Origin of the sequence: Psychrobacter sp. AH5, assembly GCF_040371085.1 — a bacterium.
In the GTDB taxonomy this organism is placed as follows: Bacteria; Pseudomonadota; Gammaproteobacteria; order Pseudomonadales; family Moraxellaceae; genus Psychrobacter.
Genome location: NZ_JAMBMT010000001.1, coordinates 2854706 through 2869331 on the forward strand (window position 1 = coordinate 2854706; position 14626 = coordinate 2869331).

Consider the following 14626-nt stretch of genomic DNA (forward strand, 5'->3'; position numbering starts at 1 on the left):
AACTAAGCTCAGTTATCATTACGCATACGCCGAAAGGTAAGGCTAATCCGTCCCTCATTGACGGTTTTGGTCTTGGTAATAGCATGTTTCCAATAAGTTTGGGTCTCGCCATGCATAACGATAAGTTGGCCCGATTCTAGATAACGCTCAACTTTGACAGGCTTATCTTGATATCTAATGGTTTTGTGTTTAAAAACGAATTTGCGCGTAGCTCCTAGCGATAGCGCGGCAATAATCGGCTGATGGCCAAGCTCCTTTTCATCATCCGCATGATAGCCCATGCCATCGCTACCTGTGGGATAATAGTTTAGCAAGCAGCTATTAAACTCCACCTCAATGCCGATATCAGCTAGCTGCTGCTCAACGAGCTGTTTCACGTGAAACACTGTGTCTGACCAAGGTAGGGTTTGACGCAAGTGACCAGAGTAACGATAATTTATACAATCATCGCCCATCCATACAATCTGCCGCGTGGTAATATGAGTTTTGCCAAATAAGGTCACCACATCCGCTTGCCAAGGTAACTCACTTAGTAGCGTCTGATACAGCTCACGACTATCTTCAATGACAATGCCCAATTCATTAACCTGACCGTCAAAAGGTAACAGGTTATCATTAGGAGTAGGCGCAAATAAATCAGTCATAAGCTATAGGCTTTATTGTTTCATGTGCTGCAAAATAATATCAGCGCATATTTTAGGCGCTTCTATCGGTAACAAATGTCCGTAGTCGGGCAGCGTTATAAGACGATCGTTAGGCACAAACGTTTGCCATTGTTTACGCACTTTATCATTAATAAAAATAGTCGGCTTACCAGTAATTAAAGTATACGGCACTTTAGAGTGCTGTAATTGCTTTAGCGCAGGATCGATATAAGGCGTGCCAAAATAGCTGGCCAGCTCGTATTTGGGCGCAAATAACAGCTCATAGCTACCATCACCATTACTATTAGAATTAGCGACTAGGCTCTGCTCTACAAAGAGTTGTAAGTGCTCATCGCTGATACGGCGGTAGGCATTTTTGCTACGCAGGTGCTCATAATAAGCCTCAATACTGGGCCAAGTTTTTTGCTTAGCTAAAGTGCTTTTAAAAGGCTCCTGAGTCTGCAAAAAAGCGCGAGGCAGTAGATTATATAAAGTAGATTGAGCCTTGGTAAAAGTAACCGGTTCAATCAGATATAATTCTGCAAATAGCTCGGGCCGCTTAGCCGCTGCCATTGCAGTGGCAGTCGCGCCTTGTGAATGACCAATAGCAACGATAGCTTTGTCTTGAGTCTTCTCCAAAAACTCAATCAGCATATCAGCGTCTTTTTCGCGAGTCAGTACGCGCTCTTTGGGCTTATCAAACCAATAACCGCGCATCGCTAAGGCGTGCATCTCAAAACCCTTAGCAAGCTCACCTATCAAAGGTAAGTAGTTGCCAACGGTAAAGCCATTACCACCATAAAAGTGCGCGACTCGCTTAGCTTTATTCATATTTGGCTTATTTAATGAGCTCAAATCGTAATAGCGCGCTCGCTTGTTATCAAGGGTAATACTTTTGGCAAATTCTTCCATGACGAGCAGAGTTCCTTGCATATATTTTATTAATAGTCTTAGTTAATGAATAGTAATGCTGGCTAAAACTAGCTCTCTTCACCCAAAAACCCACCACTTTGCCGTTGCCAAAGTCCTGCATACACGCCGTCAAGCTCTAATAACTCTTCGTGGCTGCCTTGCTCAATGATATGGCCCTGATCCATCACTACCAGTCTATCTAGCGCGGCGATAGTTGAGAGACGATGAGCGATAGCGATAACGGTTTTGCCCTGCATAATATCATTCAAGCTCTCGGTAATAGCAAACTCAATCTCAGAATCTAGCGCACTGGTTGCTTCATCTAACAGTAGAATAGGGGCGTTTTTGAGCATGACGCGTGAGATAGCAATACGTTGACGCTGTCCGCCAGAGAGCTTGACCCCGCGCTCACCGACTTGGGTATCAAGCCCGGTATTACCTTTATCGTCGTACAAGTCTTTGATAAAGTCCCAGGCCTGCGCTTGCTTAGCGGCGGTAATGATCTCCTCATCGGTAGCATCAGGACGGCCATAAGCGATGTTTTCGCGTACGGTACGATGGAGCAGTGAGGTATCTTGGGTGACCATCCCAATCTGCTGACGCAAAGATTCTTGCGTGACTTGATCAATCGCTTGACCGTCAATACAGATTTGACCTTTATCAACATCAAAGAAGCGCAATAGCAGATTAACTAGCGTCGATTTACCAGCGCCTGAGCGCCCGACTAAGCCAATTTTTTCGCCAGCTTTGATATCCAAATAAAAATTATCTAGCAGCTTGATCTCAGTCTTAGTCAAAGCTGTGGCTGCCGTATCAACTTCATCAATACGCTCGCCTTCAATATTTTCTTCTTCACCCTCATAGCTAAAGTCGACATGATCAAAAACGATATGGCCGTCTGTGACTTTGAGATCCGGGGCGTTTGGCACATCTACGATGGTTTGCGGCGCGGATAAGGTGCGCATACCGTCTTGCACCGTACCGATACTCTCAAATAAGCTAGCGGTTTGCCACATAATCCAGCGCGTCAGGCCATTGAGACGCAGCGCCATAGCGGTCGCAGCGGCAATAGCGCCAACCCCAACCGCGCCTTGCTGCCAGAGATACAAGCCAATACCTGCGGTACTGCTGACTAAAATCACGCTGATGAGATGTGTTGAGACTTCAAGATAGCTGACCCAGCGCATCTGCGCGTGTACGGTACCCAAAAACTGTCCCATAGCGTTTTTGGCATAGCCCAGCTCTCGGCGAGAATGGCTAAATAATTTGACCGTCATAATATTGGCATAAGCATCAGTGATGCGCCCAACCATCAAAGCGCGAGCATCCGCTTGCACGATAGCGGTACGTTTAAGGCGAGGAATAAAATAGCGAATAGTCACGGCCACTAGCACCAGCCAAATGGCAAAAGGGATCAGCAGTAAGCTATCTAAATTAAATAAGATAATACCAGTGGTTAAAAAATACACCGCCACGTAAGTGAACATATCCGTGACGGTTAAGATAGTATCGCGCACCGCAAGCGCGGTTTGCATCACTTTGGCAGAGACGCGTCCTGAAAATTCATCTTGATAAAACTGCATGGACTGACCCAGCATCCGCTGATGAAAACGCCAGCGCATCTGCATGGGAAACACCCCTTGCAGCGTTTGAAAATGAATAAAGGACGATAACGCGATCCAGAAAGGGCTAATAATTAGCACCGCCAGCATTAGCAGCAGCACATCGCCTTTTTCGCTCCACAATGTTTGCGGGGTGTAGATACCGAGCCAATCAACGATATTACCAATCCAAGCAAATAGCATCGCCTCATAAACGCCGATACCCGCTGACAAAAACATAAATAGCAGCAGCCAGCCGCGTAGACCTTTGCTACACGCCCACAAAAATCTCATTAGCCCATCACGAGGTGAGGGCAGTGGCATAGGTGTCTCAGGAAAGGCGGATAGGCGGTTTTCAAAAAAGCGAAACAGAGCGTTCATAAGTAATAACAATAATAAAGGCAACGCAGTAAAACAATAATAAGTTTTTAGCTTACGCTGTGAGGATATGAATAAAATGAGCCTTATTTTAACAAAACTTATCTCTATCTCCTGCTGCCTAATTGTAATTTGAACCTGATGGCTTATCGCAGGAAATAACGCTATTACTATACGTTAAGCTTAGTCAAAAATAGCGATTGCTAGTTGAGAAATATATTGTTACATTTACTGGTTATTTTAAAATTCCAAGCCATAGCAAAGCCAGTGGCTTAATAATAAAAATTAAAAGGTAGGTTTAATGATTTATTTAACGATAGCTGTGCTATGTAGTGTCGCCGTTTCAGTACTATTAAAGGTGCTACGGCAAAAAAATATCGATATTCGGCAAACGATTGTTGCAGGCTACCCAGTCGCTTTTTTACTCACTTATTTTTTATTACAGCCGGATATCAGTGCTATCGATAGCTTAGGCGGTGCATGGGCGATTATCATTGCTCTTGGGGTTTTATTACCGTTGGTGTTTGTCATTTTAGGCCAAGCCATCGCTGCAGTCGGTATGGTAGCAACTGATGCCGCCCAGCGCTTATCACTGATCATTCCGATTATCGCCGCCTTTTTATTATTCGGTGAAGTGCTAACGGGTACACGTATCTTCGGTTTAGCGCTTGGGTTTTTGGCGTTAGCGGCACTAGTTTATCGTCCCCAGCAGCTGGCAACTATTAGCGCAAATCAAGATTCTAACGCTACTTTGATTACTACTAATAACCATCCGAAAACCTTATTCAAAACCCCGCTATGGCTATTTGGCGTATGGGCAGGCTACGGTATTATCGATATTCTATTTAAACAAGTAGCTAAGCAAGGCGCGGCTTTTCCTTTGACGCTATTTGTCAGTTTTGGCTTAGCAGGATTGTTACTATTCATCTACTTGCTAATGACTCGAGTACGCTGGCAGGGTAATGCCTTAATAGCCGGGCTGTTGCTTGGAGCGCTAAATATGGGTAACATTTATGCCTATGTACGCGCGCATCAAGTGTTATCGGAGTCGCCAAGCATTGTTTTCACTGGCATGAATGTTGGGGTTATTACGGTGGCGACGTTGATAGGGGTTGGGGTGTTTAAAGAGCACTTAAATCGTATTAATATGCTAGGGATAGTCTTAGCTATTAGCTGCGTAGCCGTGCTGTTTTTGGCCTGATTTTTATTAAAAGCCTATAGGTTATTAGCGCTGTTTTGGTAGTGGTTTTACATTGCAATAATAGGCACATCGCTTGTGCTATGCTAAGGTAATTTGCAACCGCTTTGGCTTATTATCTAACCGCTATTTTTGATGACTGATAATGAGCGACTAACAAGCCAATTAACTGATTTTACCCCTTAATTCGCATAATTTTATTAAAACAATAGGATGCCCTTGCAATGGACTATCAAAAACAATTAGAGCAAATAAAAAACGGCTCAGGCTTTATCGCCGCTTTAGATCAAAGCGGTGGCAGTACGCCAAAGGCTCTAGAGAATTATGGCGTCACGGACGCTGATTATAATAATGATGAAGAGATGTTCGATCTGGTACACGAGATGCGCGCGCGTATTATGACTTGTGACTGCTTCGATGATAAGCGTGTATTAGGCGCTATTTTATTCGAAGATACCATGGAGCGTGAGGTCAATGGCAAACCAACCGCTAACTATCTGTGGGAAGATAAAAACATTGTGCCTTTTTTGAAGGTTGATAAAGGTTTAGCGGAGCAGATGAGCGGCGTGCAAGTGATGCGTCCGATACCAAATCTAGACTTATTACTCGATAAAGCCAAGAACTATCCGGTATTCGGCACTAAGATGCGCTCGGTTATTTATGAGCCAAATGTCGATGGCATTGAGCTAGTCGTGCAACAACAATTCGACGTTGCCAAGCAGATCCTCTCTAAAGGTTTGATGCCTATCGTTGAGCCGGAGGTCAATATCGATAGCGCTGAGAAACATGATTGCGAGCTGCTGCTAAAGGCCGATATCCTGCGCCATTTAGAGTATCTAGATGAAGGTCATCAAGTGATGCTCAAGCTGACCTTGCCAGAAGAAAGCGGCTTTTACCAACAGCTTATCGATCATCCTAAGGTGCTAAAGGTGGTGGCTTTGTCTGGTGGCTATAGTCGTCATAAGGCTTGCGAGAAACTTAAACAAAACCCGGGGATGATTGCTAGCTTCTCGCGTGCTTTTACTGAAGGACTGAGCAAGCAGCAAAGCGATAAAGAGTTCGCTGATACCATTAATACCTCGATTGAAGAGATTTATGAGGCGTCAAAGGTTTAATTCGACCTTTTTTACTCTTTGACAGATATTATAAAAGCTCGCCGCTAATTTGATTTGCGGCGAGCTTTTTGGTCTATTAGCCAGTCAAATCAAACGTTATACCTCTTTATACAGATGACGACCCTCGCGGTGATATTTCTCCGTCATCTCTTTCATACCTTGCTCAATGTCTGACTCAGTTATACTATCAGTCAAGCTCTTAGCTTCTCTTGCATCCAAGCCTTTAGTATATTCGCGCACGTTTTGAGTGATTTTCATCGAGCAGAACTTCGGCCCACACATTGAGCAAAAGTGCGCAGACTTATGCGCGTCTTTGGGCAAAGTTTCGTCATGATATTCGCGCGCGGTATCCGGATCGAGCGCTAGATTGAACTGATCATCCCAGCGAAACTCAAAGCGCGCTTTGGACAAGGCATTGTCACGGGCTTGCGCGCCCGGATGACCTTTGGCCAGATCAGCGGCGTGGGCGGCAATCTTGTAAGTGATAATGCCGTCTTTGACATCCTTTTTATTAGGCAGCCCTAAATGCTCTTTTGGCGTGACATAGCAGAGCATCGCGGTGCCAAACCAGCCAATCATCGCCGCACCGATAGCACTGGTAATATGATCATAACCAGGGGCGATATCGGTCGTCAGTGGCCCTAAAGTATAAAATGGCGCGTCGTTACAGAGCTCAAGCTGCAAGTCCATGTTTTCCTTAATACGGTTCATGGCTACATGTCCTGGCCCCTCGATCATCACCTGTACATCATGCTGCCAAGCGATTTGGGTGAGCTCACCCAAGGTACGCAGCTCGCCAAATTGCGCCTCATCATTAGCGTCTTGCAAGCAGCCAGGACGCAAGCCATCACCTAAGCTAAAGGCCACATCATACTGCTTCATAATCTCGCAAATCTCTTCAAAATGCGTGTATAAAAAGCTCTCTTTATGATGAGCAAGGCACCACTGCGCCATAATAGAGCCACCACGGGAGACGATACCGGTTAAGCGCTTGGCGGTTAGAGGGACATAACGTAGTAGTACGCCTGCGTGAATAGTGAAGTAATCGACGCCTTGCTCCGCTTGCTCAATCAGCGTATCGCGAAAGATCTCCCAAGTGAGATCTTCTGCCACGCCATCGACTTTTTCTAACGCTTGATAAATGGGCACCGTACCGATGGGCACAGGAGAGTTACGAATCAGCCATTCACGGGTCTCGTGGATATGATTGCCCGTGGATAGATCCATAATAGTATCTGCGCCCCAGCGCGTCGCCCAAGTCATCTTTGACACTTCCTCATCAATCGAGGAGCCAAGCGCTGAGTTACCGATATTGGCATTGATTTTCACGAGGAAGTTGCGGCCGATAATCATCGGCTCAGACTCAGGGTGGTTGATATTGCTTGGGATAATAGCGCGACCAGCGGCGACCTCAGAGCGCACAAATTCAGGGGTAATAATCTTCGGTGTATTAGCGCCAAAGCTCTCGCCATCGTGCTGGCGTGTGTCGGTCAGCTCGTGCTGCTTTTGCGTCTCACGAATGGCAATATATTCCATCTCAGGGGTAATAATACCGCGGCGCGCGTAGTGCATCTGCGTGACATTGCCCGCTTTACCATTGACGGTTTTGGCGCGGCGCGGCTTATCGATATGGGCAAATCTGAGATTGGCGGTACTGATATCGCGGGCACGCGCTTGACCGTATGAGCTAGATAGACTATCTAATTGCTCGGTATCTCCGCGCTCATTGATCCAGTTTTCACGTAGCTTTGGCAAACCACGGGTTAAGTCGATATCGACATTAGGGTCGGTATAGACCCCAGAGGTATCATAAACATAAAACGGTGGATTGTGCTCCCAATCGCTCTCGGGCACGCCTTGAATAGGGGTAGGATCAAGGCTGATTTCGCGCATCGGTACTTGAATGTCAGCTCTTGAGCCTTGGATATAGACTTTTTTGGAAGCAGGCAAGATACGGTGTAAGTCGCGCGCATCTTCTTCAAAGCGATCGTCTTGTTGAGTGCGGTGGGCTGGGGTCTTTAGCGCGTCAGCTTTTTTGTCGGACGGCTTGGTAGTGGTTTTTGGTACTACGGTGGCAGTGCTCATGGACTTATCCTTGGGTGTTGGTTTGATAAAATCAACACCGCCAGAAGCTGCGGAGGTAGCAAAGACTTAGCTATAAACTTCATTGAGATAAAGCGCTTTGCCTACTAAAAGCTAGTAGTGAAGCGCTTATAATCAATAAATAGATGCTGCTTTTAATTATAGCTGTTTTTATAGCGAAGCTTATAGCTCTATAGTCAGCATAAAAAAAAGGCATTTCTGCACATCTTTTATAGATAAAGGTTTTGCTTAAGACTTCCCTGCGTCGGTACTAACCGCATCAGGTTCAACGGGTGATCTCTCAGCGAATGTATCGGCTTGTTTGAGCCAAAGACACCGCACCCCGAGTCTGTCAGTGTTGTCTTGTTTTATACTAGCAAGCTTGATACTAGCAAACTTTTATGAGGATAAGTAGCTATTTGTACCATTTACTTAGCGCCAAATTCAAAATTTGCTCTACTTCTCAGGCGTCCACCCTTGCGCGCGCTCGTAGTCTTCATTATCCAAAAACTTCTCACGCTGCTCAGTTAAGAATTTCTTTGCCTCAGGGTCGAGCATACTTAAATGGTTCTCGTTAATCAGCATGGTTTGCTGCTCAAGCCACTCTTGCCAAGCTTTGTCAGAGACGGTGTCTTGTAGCTCTTGCCCTTTTTTATTAGGAAAAGGTGGATGCGGCATTTTTGGCAGCTCTTGCTTATATTTACGGCAAAAAACAGTATTGGCTTTTGGATTAAAAGTCTCAGTCATAAAGTGCTCCCTAGTATTGATGAATTAGTATTGATGAATTAAGCAAATGCTTTTAGACGAGCACGACCATTAACGACAGCTTGTTTGACTTGATTGGGCGCAGTGCCGCCAAGATGATCACGCGCAGCAAGCGAGCCCTCTAGCGTTAGATAGTCAAAGACATCATCGCCGATAGCATCGCTGAATTGTTGCAACTGCGCTAGCGACAAATCACTCAAATCCACGCCCTCTTTAATCCCTAAAGCCACCGCATTACCGACCACTTCATGAGCATCACGGAACGCCACGCCATGACGCACTAGATAATCGGCTAAGTCGGTGGCAGTGGCATAGCCTTTCATCGTCGCCTCGCGCATAGCGTCTTTATTTGGGATAATATTAGGTAGCATATCGGCGAAGGCAAGTAGCGAGCCGGTCAAAGTATCAACGCAATCAAATAGCGGCTCTTTGTCTTCTTGGTTGTCTTTGTTATAGGCCAGTGGCTGGTTTTTCATGAGGCTAAGCAAGGTCATGAGTTGTCCATAAACGCGCGCTGTTTTACCGCGTACCAGCTCTGGTACATCCGGGTTTTTCTTTTGCGGCATAATGGATGAGCCCGTGCAGAAACGATCAGGGATTTGTACAAAGTTAAACTGCGCTGACATCCATAGGATAATCTCCTCGCTCATGCGTGATAGATGCATCATAAGGATGGACGCTGATGAGGTAAACTCAATAGCGAAATCACGATCAGATACCGCATCCAATGAGTTTTGGCAAATACCCTCAAACCCCAACAATTCGGCGGTGATAGTCCGATCGATGGGGAAGGTGGTGCCAGCCAGAGCAGCGCTACCAAGTGGCAGCTGATTGATACGGCGACGGGCGTCAACTAAGCGCTCGGTATCGCGGTAGAGCATTTCAAACCAAGCCATCACGTGATGACCAAAGCTCACTGGCTGCGCGGTCTGCAGGTGAGTGAAACCTGGCATAATCGTATCAGTATGCTGCTCAGCTAGATTAAGTAATCCGCTTTGCAGACGCACCAACAGCTCAATGATATTGTCAGTCTCTTCGCGTAGCCATAGACGGATGTCGGTAGCGACTTGATCGTTACGGCTACGACCAGTATGCAGCTTTTTACCAACCGCGCCGATGATATCGGTCAGGCGCGACTCGACATTCATATGCACATCTTCAAGAGCGATTGACCAGTTAAACTCCCCGGCTTCAATCTCGCTTAACACTTGCTGGAGGCCCTCAATGATCGTCGCCACCTCATCTTGAGTCAAAATATTACAGCGGCCAAGCATGGTAGCATGAGCAATCGAGCCCTCAATATCGTGGCGAGCAAAGCGCTGATCAAAACCAACGGAGGCGGTAAAAGCGGCGACAAAGTTATCGGTAGCTTCACTAAATCTGCCGCCCCACATCTGCTGAGCGGGACTGCTATTAGTAGAGCTTTGCTCGCTCACATTTGTGCTAGAATCAGCCATCGGCTTAGAATTATCTTTCATAGGATTACTAGAGTTTGAAGAATTGGCGTTCATATCGGTATAAGACTAATAATAAGAATAAGGGCTCAAGTATAGCAAAGGATGAGGTTGCCTTGCTAGCTGAGCGCTTAGAGTTTTTTGTGCCAAAACTGCTGGAGATGATGAGCGTTTGGCAATGGCTACAATATATTCTTATTTGGTCTTTATTTATTACTATTGTTGGCCGTTATGAGTTAGCGACCTGGCAGCAGTTTTTGATAGCCTATTTTATTACTAGTATTCACTATACTTTAGCTATTTTGCCAACGCTATATTTAGTAGATTATCTGCGTCCTATCTTCAAGACTATGGACCCTATAAGAGTAAGCTTCTATATCGTTTTGATGTTTATGTTATCTTCTACTGTGTCTATGAGTTTAGTCATGTTAGTGATGATTAACGCCGGCTGGCTAGTTTATGACAAACAAGTCTTTGCGTTAGAGCTACTATTTAAGATGGTTTTTAGCGCAGGCTTTACCTTAGTGTTTTTACTTTACTTTATGCGTCGTCATCGTGAGCTTATAGCGCTAAAAAACTCTTTTGAACATGAGCTTACCGCTCAAAATGACTTAATAAAAGCCCGACTTGCCCCACACTTTTTCTTTAATACTATTAATAGTCTTTTATCGCTTATCGAATCTGACCCTCCCCATGCTGCTAAACTACTGCAGCACGTCTCCGCCTTATTTCGTGCCAGCTTCAATGGTCCGCGTGAGATTAACTTTGAAGAAGAGGTAGCACTTTGCGAGCATTATTTAGCTATTGAATCTTACCGCTTAACCGATAAGCTTGTTGTCGATTGGCACCTTCCTGATAACGATATAATGTATGACATGGTTATCACTGCGCTCACCCTGCAAAGTGTCATTGAAAAAATGCTCATCAATGTGGTGGAGATGACAACGGAGACTATTTATATTGATATAGCGGTGAAATGGCAAAATCATCGAGTAGTTATCACTGTCACTGTGCAATTACCGAGTAAAACTTTGATGGTTATTCACGACCTTCGTCAGCATGTTGATTTTTATGTGCAGGCCAAACGTTTACAAACCTACTTTGGCGCAAGCTCTACTATCGTTAGCACAGTCACCAATACTCAAATTATGACGGTCATTGATTATCCTCTACAAGACGCTAGCTTATAGCCTCAAATCTTTATTTAGCCCTATCCTTTATACCTTGACCTCTCAGTGAGTATCATTAAATTTAATTCTTTTATAATGGCATGGTTATTGCAGACTTATGTACATAGTATAGGGTTATTATTTTTGTCACCTACTGAGATTTATTATATTGACTGCCGAGCATTAGCTTACTTAGCTGAACTTGAATGTGGCTATTTTTATGAGTCTAAGGCTTGTATCAATAGGCAGCAAGCAAATTATTTACAATGGTTTTATGCGACTATTGCTGAGCAAATGTTGTATTAATTGTATAATATATTGATAGATAAAAAAGATAATAACGCTAGCAAATCGAGTGAATAAAAAGTGAAAGAGAGGTTTTTATGCGGATTGTAGTTTGTGACGATGAGCCACTTGCACGCGAGCGTTTGGTTAGAATTGTTAAGGAATCAGGTCATGAAGTGGTAGCACAAGTCGCTACTGGCGCTGAAGCTATTACCGCCGTAAAGATTCATCAGCCTGAGCTGATACTACTTGATATACGAATGCCTGAGATGGATGGGGTACGCTGCGCACAGATATTGAACGAGCTTGAGCATCCGCCAGCCGTTATATTTGTAACCGCTTACGATCATTATGCTATCGCCGCTTTTAAGGCCAATGCTATCGGTTATCTGTTAAAACCCGCCAATAAAAACGAGCTACTTGAAGCTTTAGGAAAAGCGAGTAACCTAAATGCCGCGCAGCTTGATGGGATTCGTAAGCTTGAAGATCCTAGCGCAAGACCGGCGCGTGAGCATATTGCTGCGCGTACACACCGCGGCGTTGAGCTTATCAAGATAAAAGATATTTACTACTTTACCGCCGATCAAAAATACGTCAAAGTTCGTCACAAAGACGGCATAGTACTGATTGATGAGACCCTAAAAGAGCTAGAAGAAGAGTTTGATGATCGCCTATTTCGCGTGCATCGTAATGCCATTATCAATCTAGATTATTTAGATTACTTAGAGACCATCGATAGTAGCCGTTATCAGGTACGTTTTAAAGGTACAGATGAGGCGTTATCAGTTAGTCGGCGTCACCTTCCAGCTCTACGTGAAAAAATCCAAAGCATGTAAAGCAAATATTGAGAGGACTATTTTTAGGGTCTGTTTGATAGTCTAAACAACCACCCATATCATCAAACCCCTATTTATGCTTAAATAGGGGTATTTTTTTGCGCTATCATTAAACTTATATTTGTATCTACTTTTATATCTATCATTTAGAGGCTATCTATGAGTAATACTCAGTCATCCCCTTTGTCTACTTTGAACATTGCTACTCGTCAAAGCCCTTTAGCCTTATGGCAAGCTGAGCATATTCGCGATCGATTATCAGCCTTGTATCCTGATTTGACCATTAACCTGCTCAAAATTGTCACTAAGGGTGACAAAATTTTGGACACCCCTTTAGCAAAAATAGGCGGAAAAGGGTTATTTGTCAAAGAGCTTGAGCAAGCCCTTTATGAAAAGCAGGCTGATATTGCCGTGCATTCGTTAAAGGACGTGCCAATGCAGCTACCTGAGGGTTTAACACTTGGAGTGTATTGTAAACGCGCCTCGCCCACTGATGCTTTTGTGTCCAATACCTATAATAATATCGATGAGTTGCCTCAAGGTGCGATAGTAGGGACGGCAAGCTTGCGTCGACAATGTCAGATAAAAGCTTATCGTCCAGACCTACAGATCAAAACGCTACGTGGTAACGTCGGTACGCGTTTGGGTAAGCTTGATGCTGGCGAATATGACGCCATTATTTTGGCGACTAGTGGTTTGCAGCGTATTGAATTGGACGAGCGTATTCGTAGTGAGCTTGATATCGATACTTGCTTGCCAGCGGTAGGACAAGGCGCATTGGCTATTGAATGTCGTGAAAATGATAACGAGGTACTAGCCCTGTTAGCACCGTTAAATGACGATAAAGCGCGAATTCGCCTAATTGCTGAACGCGCGCTTAACCGTCATTTGCAAGGCGGCTGTCAAGTACCGATTGCCGCTTTTGCTGTTTTACAAATGGCGGATGCAGCCGATATCAATAGTAACCGTAATGATGATAGTGGTGATACTTTATGGCTACGCGGGCGAGTCGGCGAAGAGGATGGCAGTAAGCTACTAAAAGCAGAAAAGCGCGTGAAGCTCACTGGCAGTCAGGGCGAAAAAGAGCAGCAAGCCAATCAATTAGGCATTGAAGTAGCTGAGCTGCTCCTCGAAAAAGGCGCTGGTGCTATTTTGGCAGCTATCTATAATCCGCAAGCTTAGGGTATAGCCAAGCTGATTTATAGTGATAAATATGAGCTTACAAAATATTAATGAGCTTTATGTCGTGGTATTTTTATGTCTAATTTAGCCTTTGACTCGGTGTCTAATCACTTACCACTGGTCATTAATACTCGTCCTACCGAGCGCGCCGCGCCATTGACCAAGCATTTGCAAGCTATCGGTTTTGAGGTAGCCGAGCTGCCTATGTTGACTTTGCAAATGAGGCAGGTGGTGGACGCGGACATTGATATTATGCGTCAATGGTTGGCCGGTCATTATCAAGCGTTAGTCGTTGTCAGCCCTACCGCCGCCCAGTCCGGTCTTGCTGTCTGGCAAGCGTTGATAGGTGAGCAACAGTCGCAGTCAGTAGAGCAACGTGAAGCAGTAGAGATCAGTTATAAGGAGCCTCCTAGCACTATCGTTGCGGTTGGAGATGCGACGGCTGCGGTATTACAAGCGGCTGATATACCAGTACTACAACCATTGATCGCTAATAACGAGGGCATGTTAGCTATGCCAGAAATATCGCGGCTAAAAGCGGGTGATAGCTTGCTGGTCTGGCGAGGATTAGGCGGGCGGCGATTATTAGTTGATAATCTGCGCGCCCGCGGTGTACATATCGAGAGTATCGCTTGGTATGAGCGCATGATGCCAGACTCTGCGTCTCGCGATTATAAGCAGTGGTTAAAGAGCTATTTGCAGCAACCAAGCTCTGCTAATAAGCATCCCAAACCCATTGTTATTATCAGTAGCGGCACGGCTTTTGAGCATTGGATGACAGTGATACAGCAAGCTCAAATTGAGAATAAAGCCGCCTTTGAGCCCGCTGGCCTTAAACTAGATGATTTCAGTTATGTGGTATTAGGGGTAAGACTGGCTGAAATGGTAGCCTTACAGCAATTAGAGTATTGGCAAGTAGAAGATCTATCGCCTGAAACGATTGCGGCTGCCATCAGCACTCAGCCCTATACTAACTAATATAATAAAATTATTAATCTCATCACA

At 44.9% G+C, this 14626-nt stretch carries 13 protein-coding genes and 1 riboswitch; of the genes, 7 read left to right on the top strand and 6 right to left on the bottom strand.

Features of this window, described 5'->3' with window-relative positions; all coding sequences use genetic code 11:
• Positions 1 to 8 precede the first annotated feature (8 nt).
• From M0N77_RS12180 to M0N77_RS12190, 3 genes are all read right to left on the bottom strand, one after another.
• On the bottom strand, positions 9 to 644 hold the full coding sequence (locus M0N77_RS12180; protein WP_353105436.1) for an alpha-ketoglutarate-dependent dioxygenase AlkB: 636 nt from the start codon (positions 642 to 644) through the stop codon (positions 9 to 11).
• 12 nt (positions 645 to 656) lie between these two features.
• Positions 657 to 1556, bottom strand: coding sequence for an alpha/beta hydrolase (locus M0N77_RS12185; protein WP_353105437.1), 900 nt, complete (start codon positions 1554 to 1556; stop codon positions 657 to 659).
• Between the two features lie 68 nt (positions 1557 to 1624).
• Positions 1625 to 3538 (bottom strand): ABC transporter ATP-binding protein, encoded by a 1914-nt coding sequence (locus M0N77_RS12190; protein WP_353105438.1) that lies wholly within the window; start codon positions 3536 to 3538, stop codon positions 1625 to 1627.
• Between the two features lie 298 nt (positions 3539 to 3836).
• On the opposite strand from M0N77_RS12190, the gene M0N77_RS12195 reads away from it, so the two are divergent.
• Positions 3837 to 4736: an EamA/RhaT family transporter gene (locus M0N77_RS12195; protein WP_353105439.1), complete on the top strand. Its 900-nt coding sequence runs from the start codon at positions 3837 to 3839 to the stop codon at positions 4734 to 4736.
• Between the two features lie 221 nt (positions 4737 to 4957).
• Entirely contained in the window at positions 4958 to 5848 is an 891-nt protein-coding gene (locus M0N77_RS12200; protein WP_353105440.1) for a fructose bisphosphate aldolase, read from the top strand.
• A gap of 96 nt (positions 5849 to 5944) precedes the next feature.
• On the opposite strand, the gene thiC is transcribed toward M0N77_RS12200, so the two are convergent.
• From thiC to argH, 3 genes are all read right to left on the bottom strand, one after another.
• Entirely contained in the window at positions 5945 to 7933 is a 1989-nt protein-coding gene (gene thiC, locus M0N77_RS12205) for a phosphomethylpyrimidine synthase ThiC (RefSeq protein WP_353105441.1), read from the bottom strand.
• Between the two features lie 237 nt (positions 7934 to 8170).
• Positions 8171 to 8286: riboswitch (TPP riboswitch) on the bottom strand.
• A 100-nt stretch (positions 8287 to 8386) separates the two neighbouring features.
• A complete protein-coding gene (locus tag M0N77_RS12210; RefSeq protein ID WP_353105442.1) occupies positions 8387 to 8677 on the bottom strand; it encodes an oxidative damage protection protein in 291 nt (96 codons plus the stop codon).
• Positions 8678 to 8715: 38 nt separating this feature from the next.
• Complete coding sequence (gene argH / locus M0N77_RS12215) at positions 8716 to 10089, bottom strand: argininosuccinate lyase (protein ID WP_371834232.1); 1374 nt, start codon at positions 10087 to 10089, stop codon at positions 8716 to 8718.
• A 98-nt stretch (positions 10090 to 10187) separates the two neighbouring features.
• Here argH and M0N77_RS12220 point away from each other — a divergent pair, with 98 nt between their 5' ends.
• The 5 genes from M0N77_RS12220 (at position 10188) to M0N77_RS12240 (ending at position 14599) form a co-directional block, all read left to right on the top strand.
• Positions 10188 to 11339: a histidine kinase gene (locus M0N77_RS12220; protein ID WP_353105443.1), complete on the top strand. Its 1152-nt coding sequence runs from the start codon at positions 10188 to 10190 to the stop codon at positions 11337 to 11339.
• 75 nt (positions 11340 to 11414) lie between these two features.
• Positions 11415 to 11624 (top strand): hypothetical protein, encoded by a 210-nt coding sequence (locus tag M0N77_RS12225; RefSeq protein WP_353105444.1) that lies wholly within the window; start codon positions 11415 to 11417, stop codon positions 11622 to 11624.
• Between the two features lie 77 nt (positions 11625 to 11701).
• Positions 11702 to 12439 carry a LytTR family DNA-binding domain-containing protein gene (locus M0N77_RS12230; protein WP_353105445.1) on the top strand — a complete coding sequence of 246 codons (738 nt, stop codon included), beginning with the start codon at positions 11702 to 11704 and terminating at the stop codon, positions 12437 to 12439.
• A gap of 183 nt (positions 12440 to 12622) precedes the next feature.
• Positions 12623 to 13621, top strand: coding sequence for a hydroxymethylbilane synthase (gene hemC, locus M0N77_RS12235; protein ID WP_353105641.1), 999 nt, complete (start codon positions 12623 to 12625; stop codon positions 13619 to 13621).
• 75 nt (positions 13622 to 13696) lie between these two features.
• The gene (locus M0N77_RS12240) at positions 13697 to 14599 is read left to right on the top strand and encodes a uroporphyrinogen-III synthase (RefSeq protein ID WP_353105446.1); all 903 of its coding nucleotides are present in this window, start codon (positions 13697 to 13699) and stop codon (positions 14597 to 14599) included.
• The last annotated feature ends 27 nt before the right edge of the window (positions 14600 to 14626 follow it).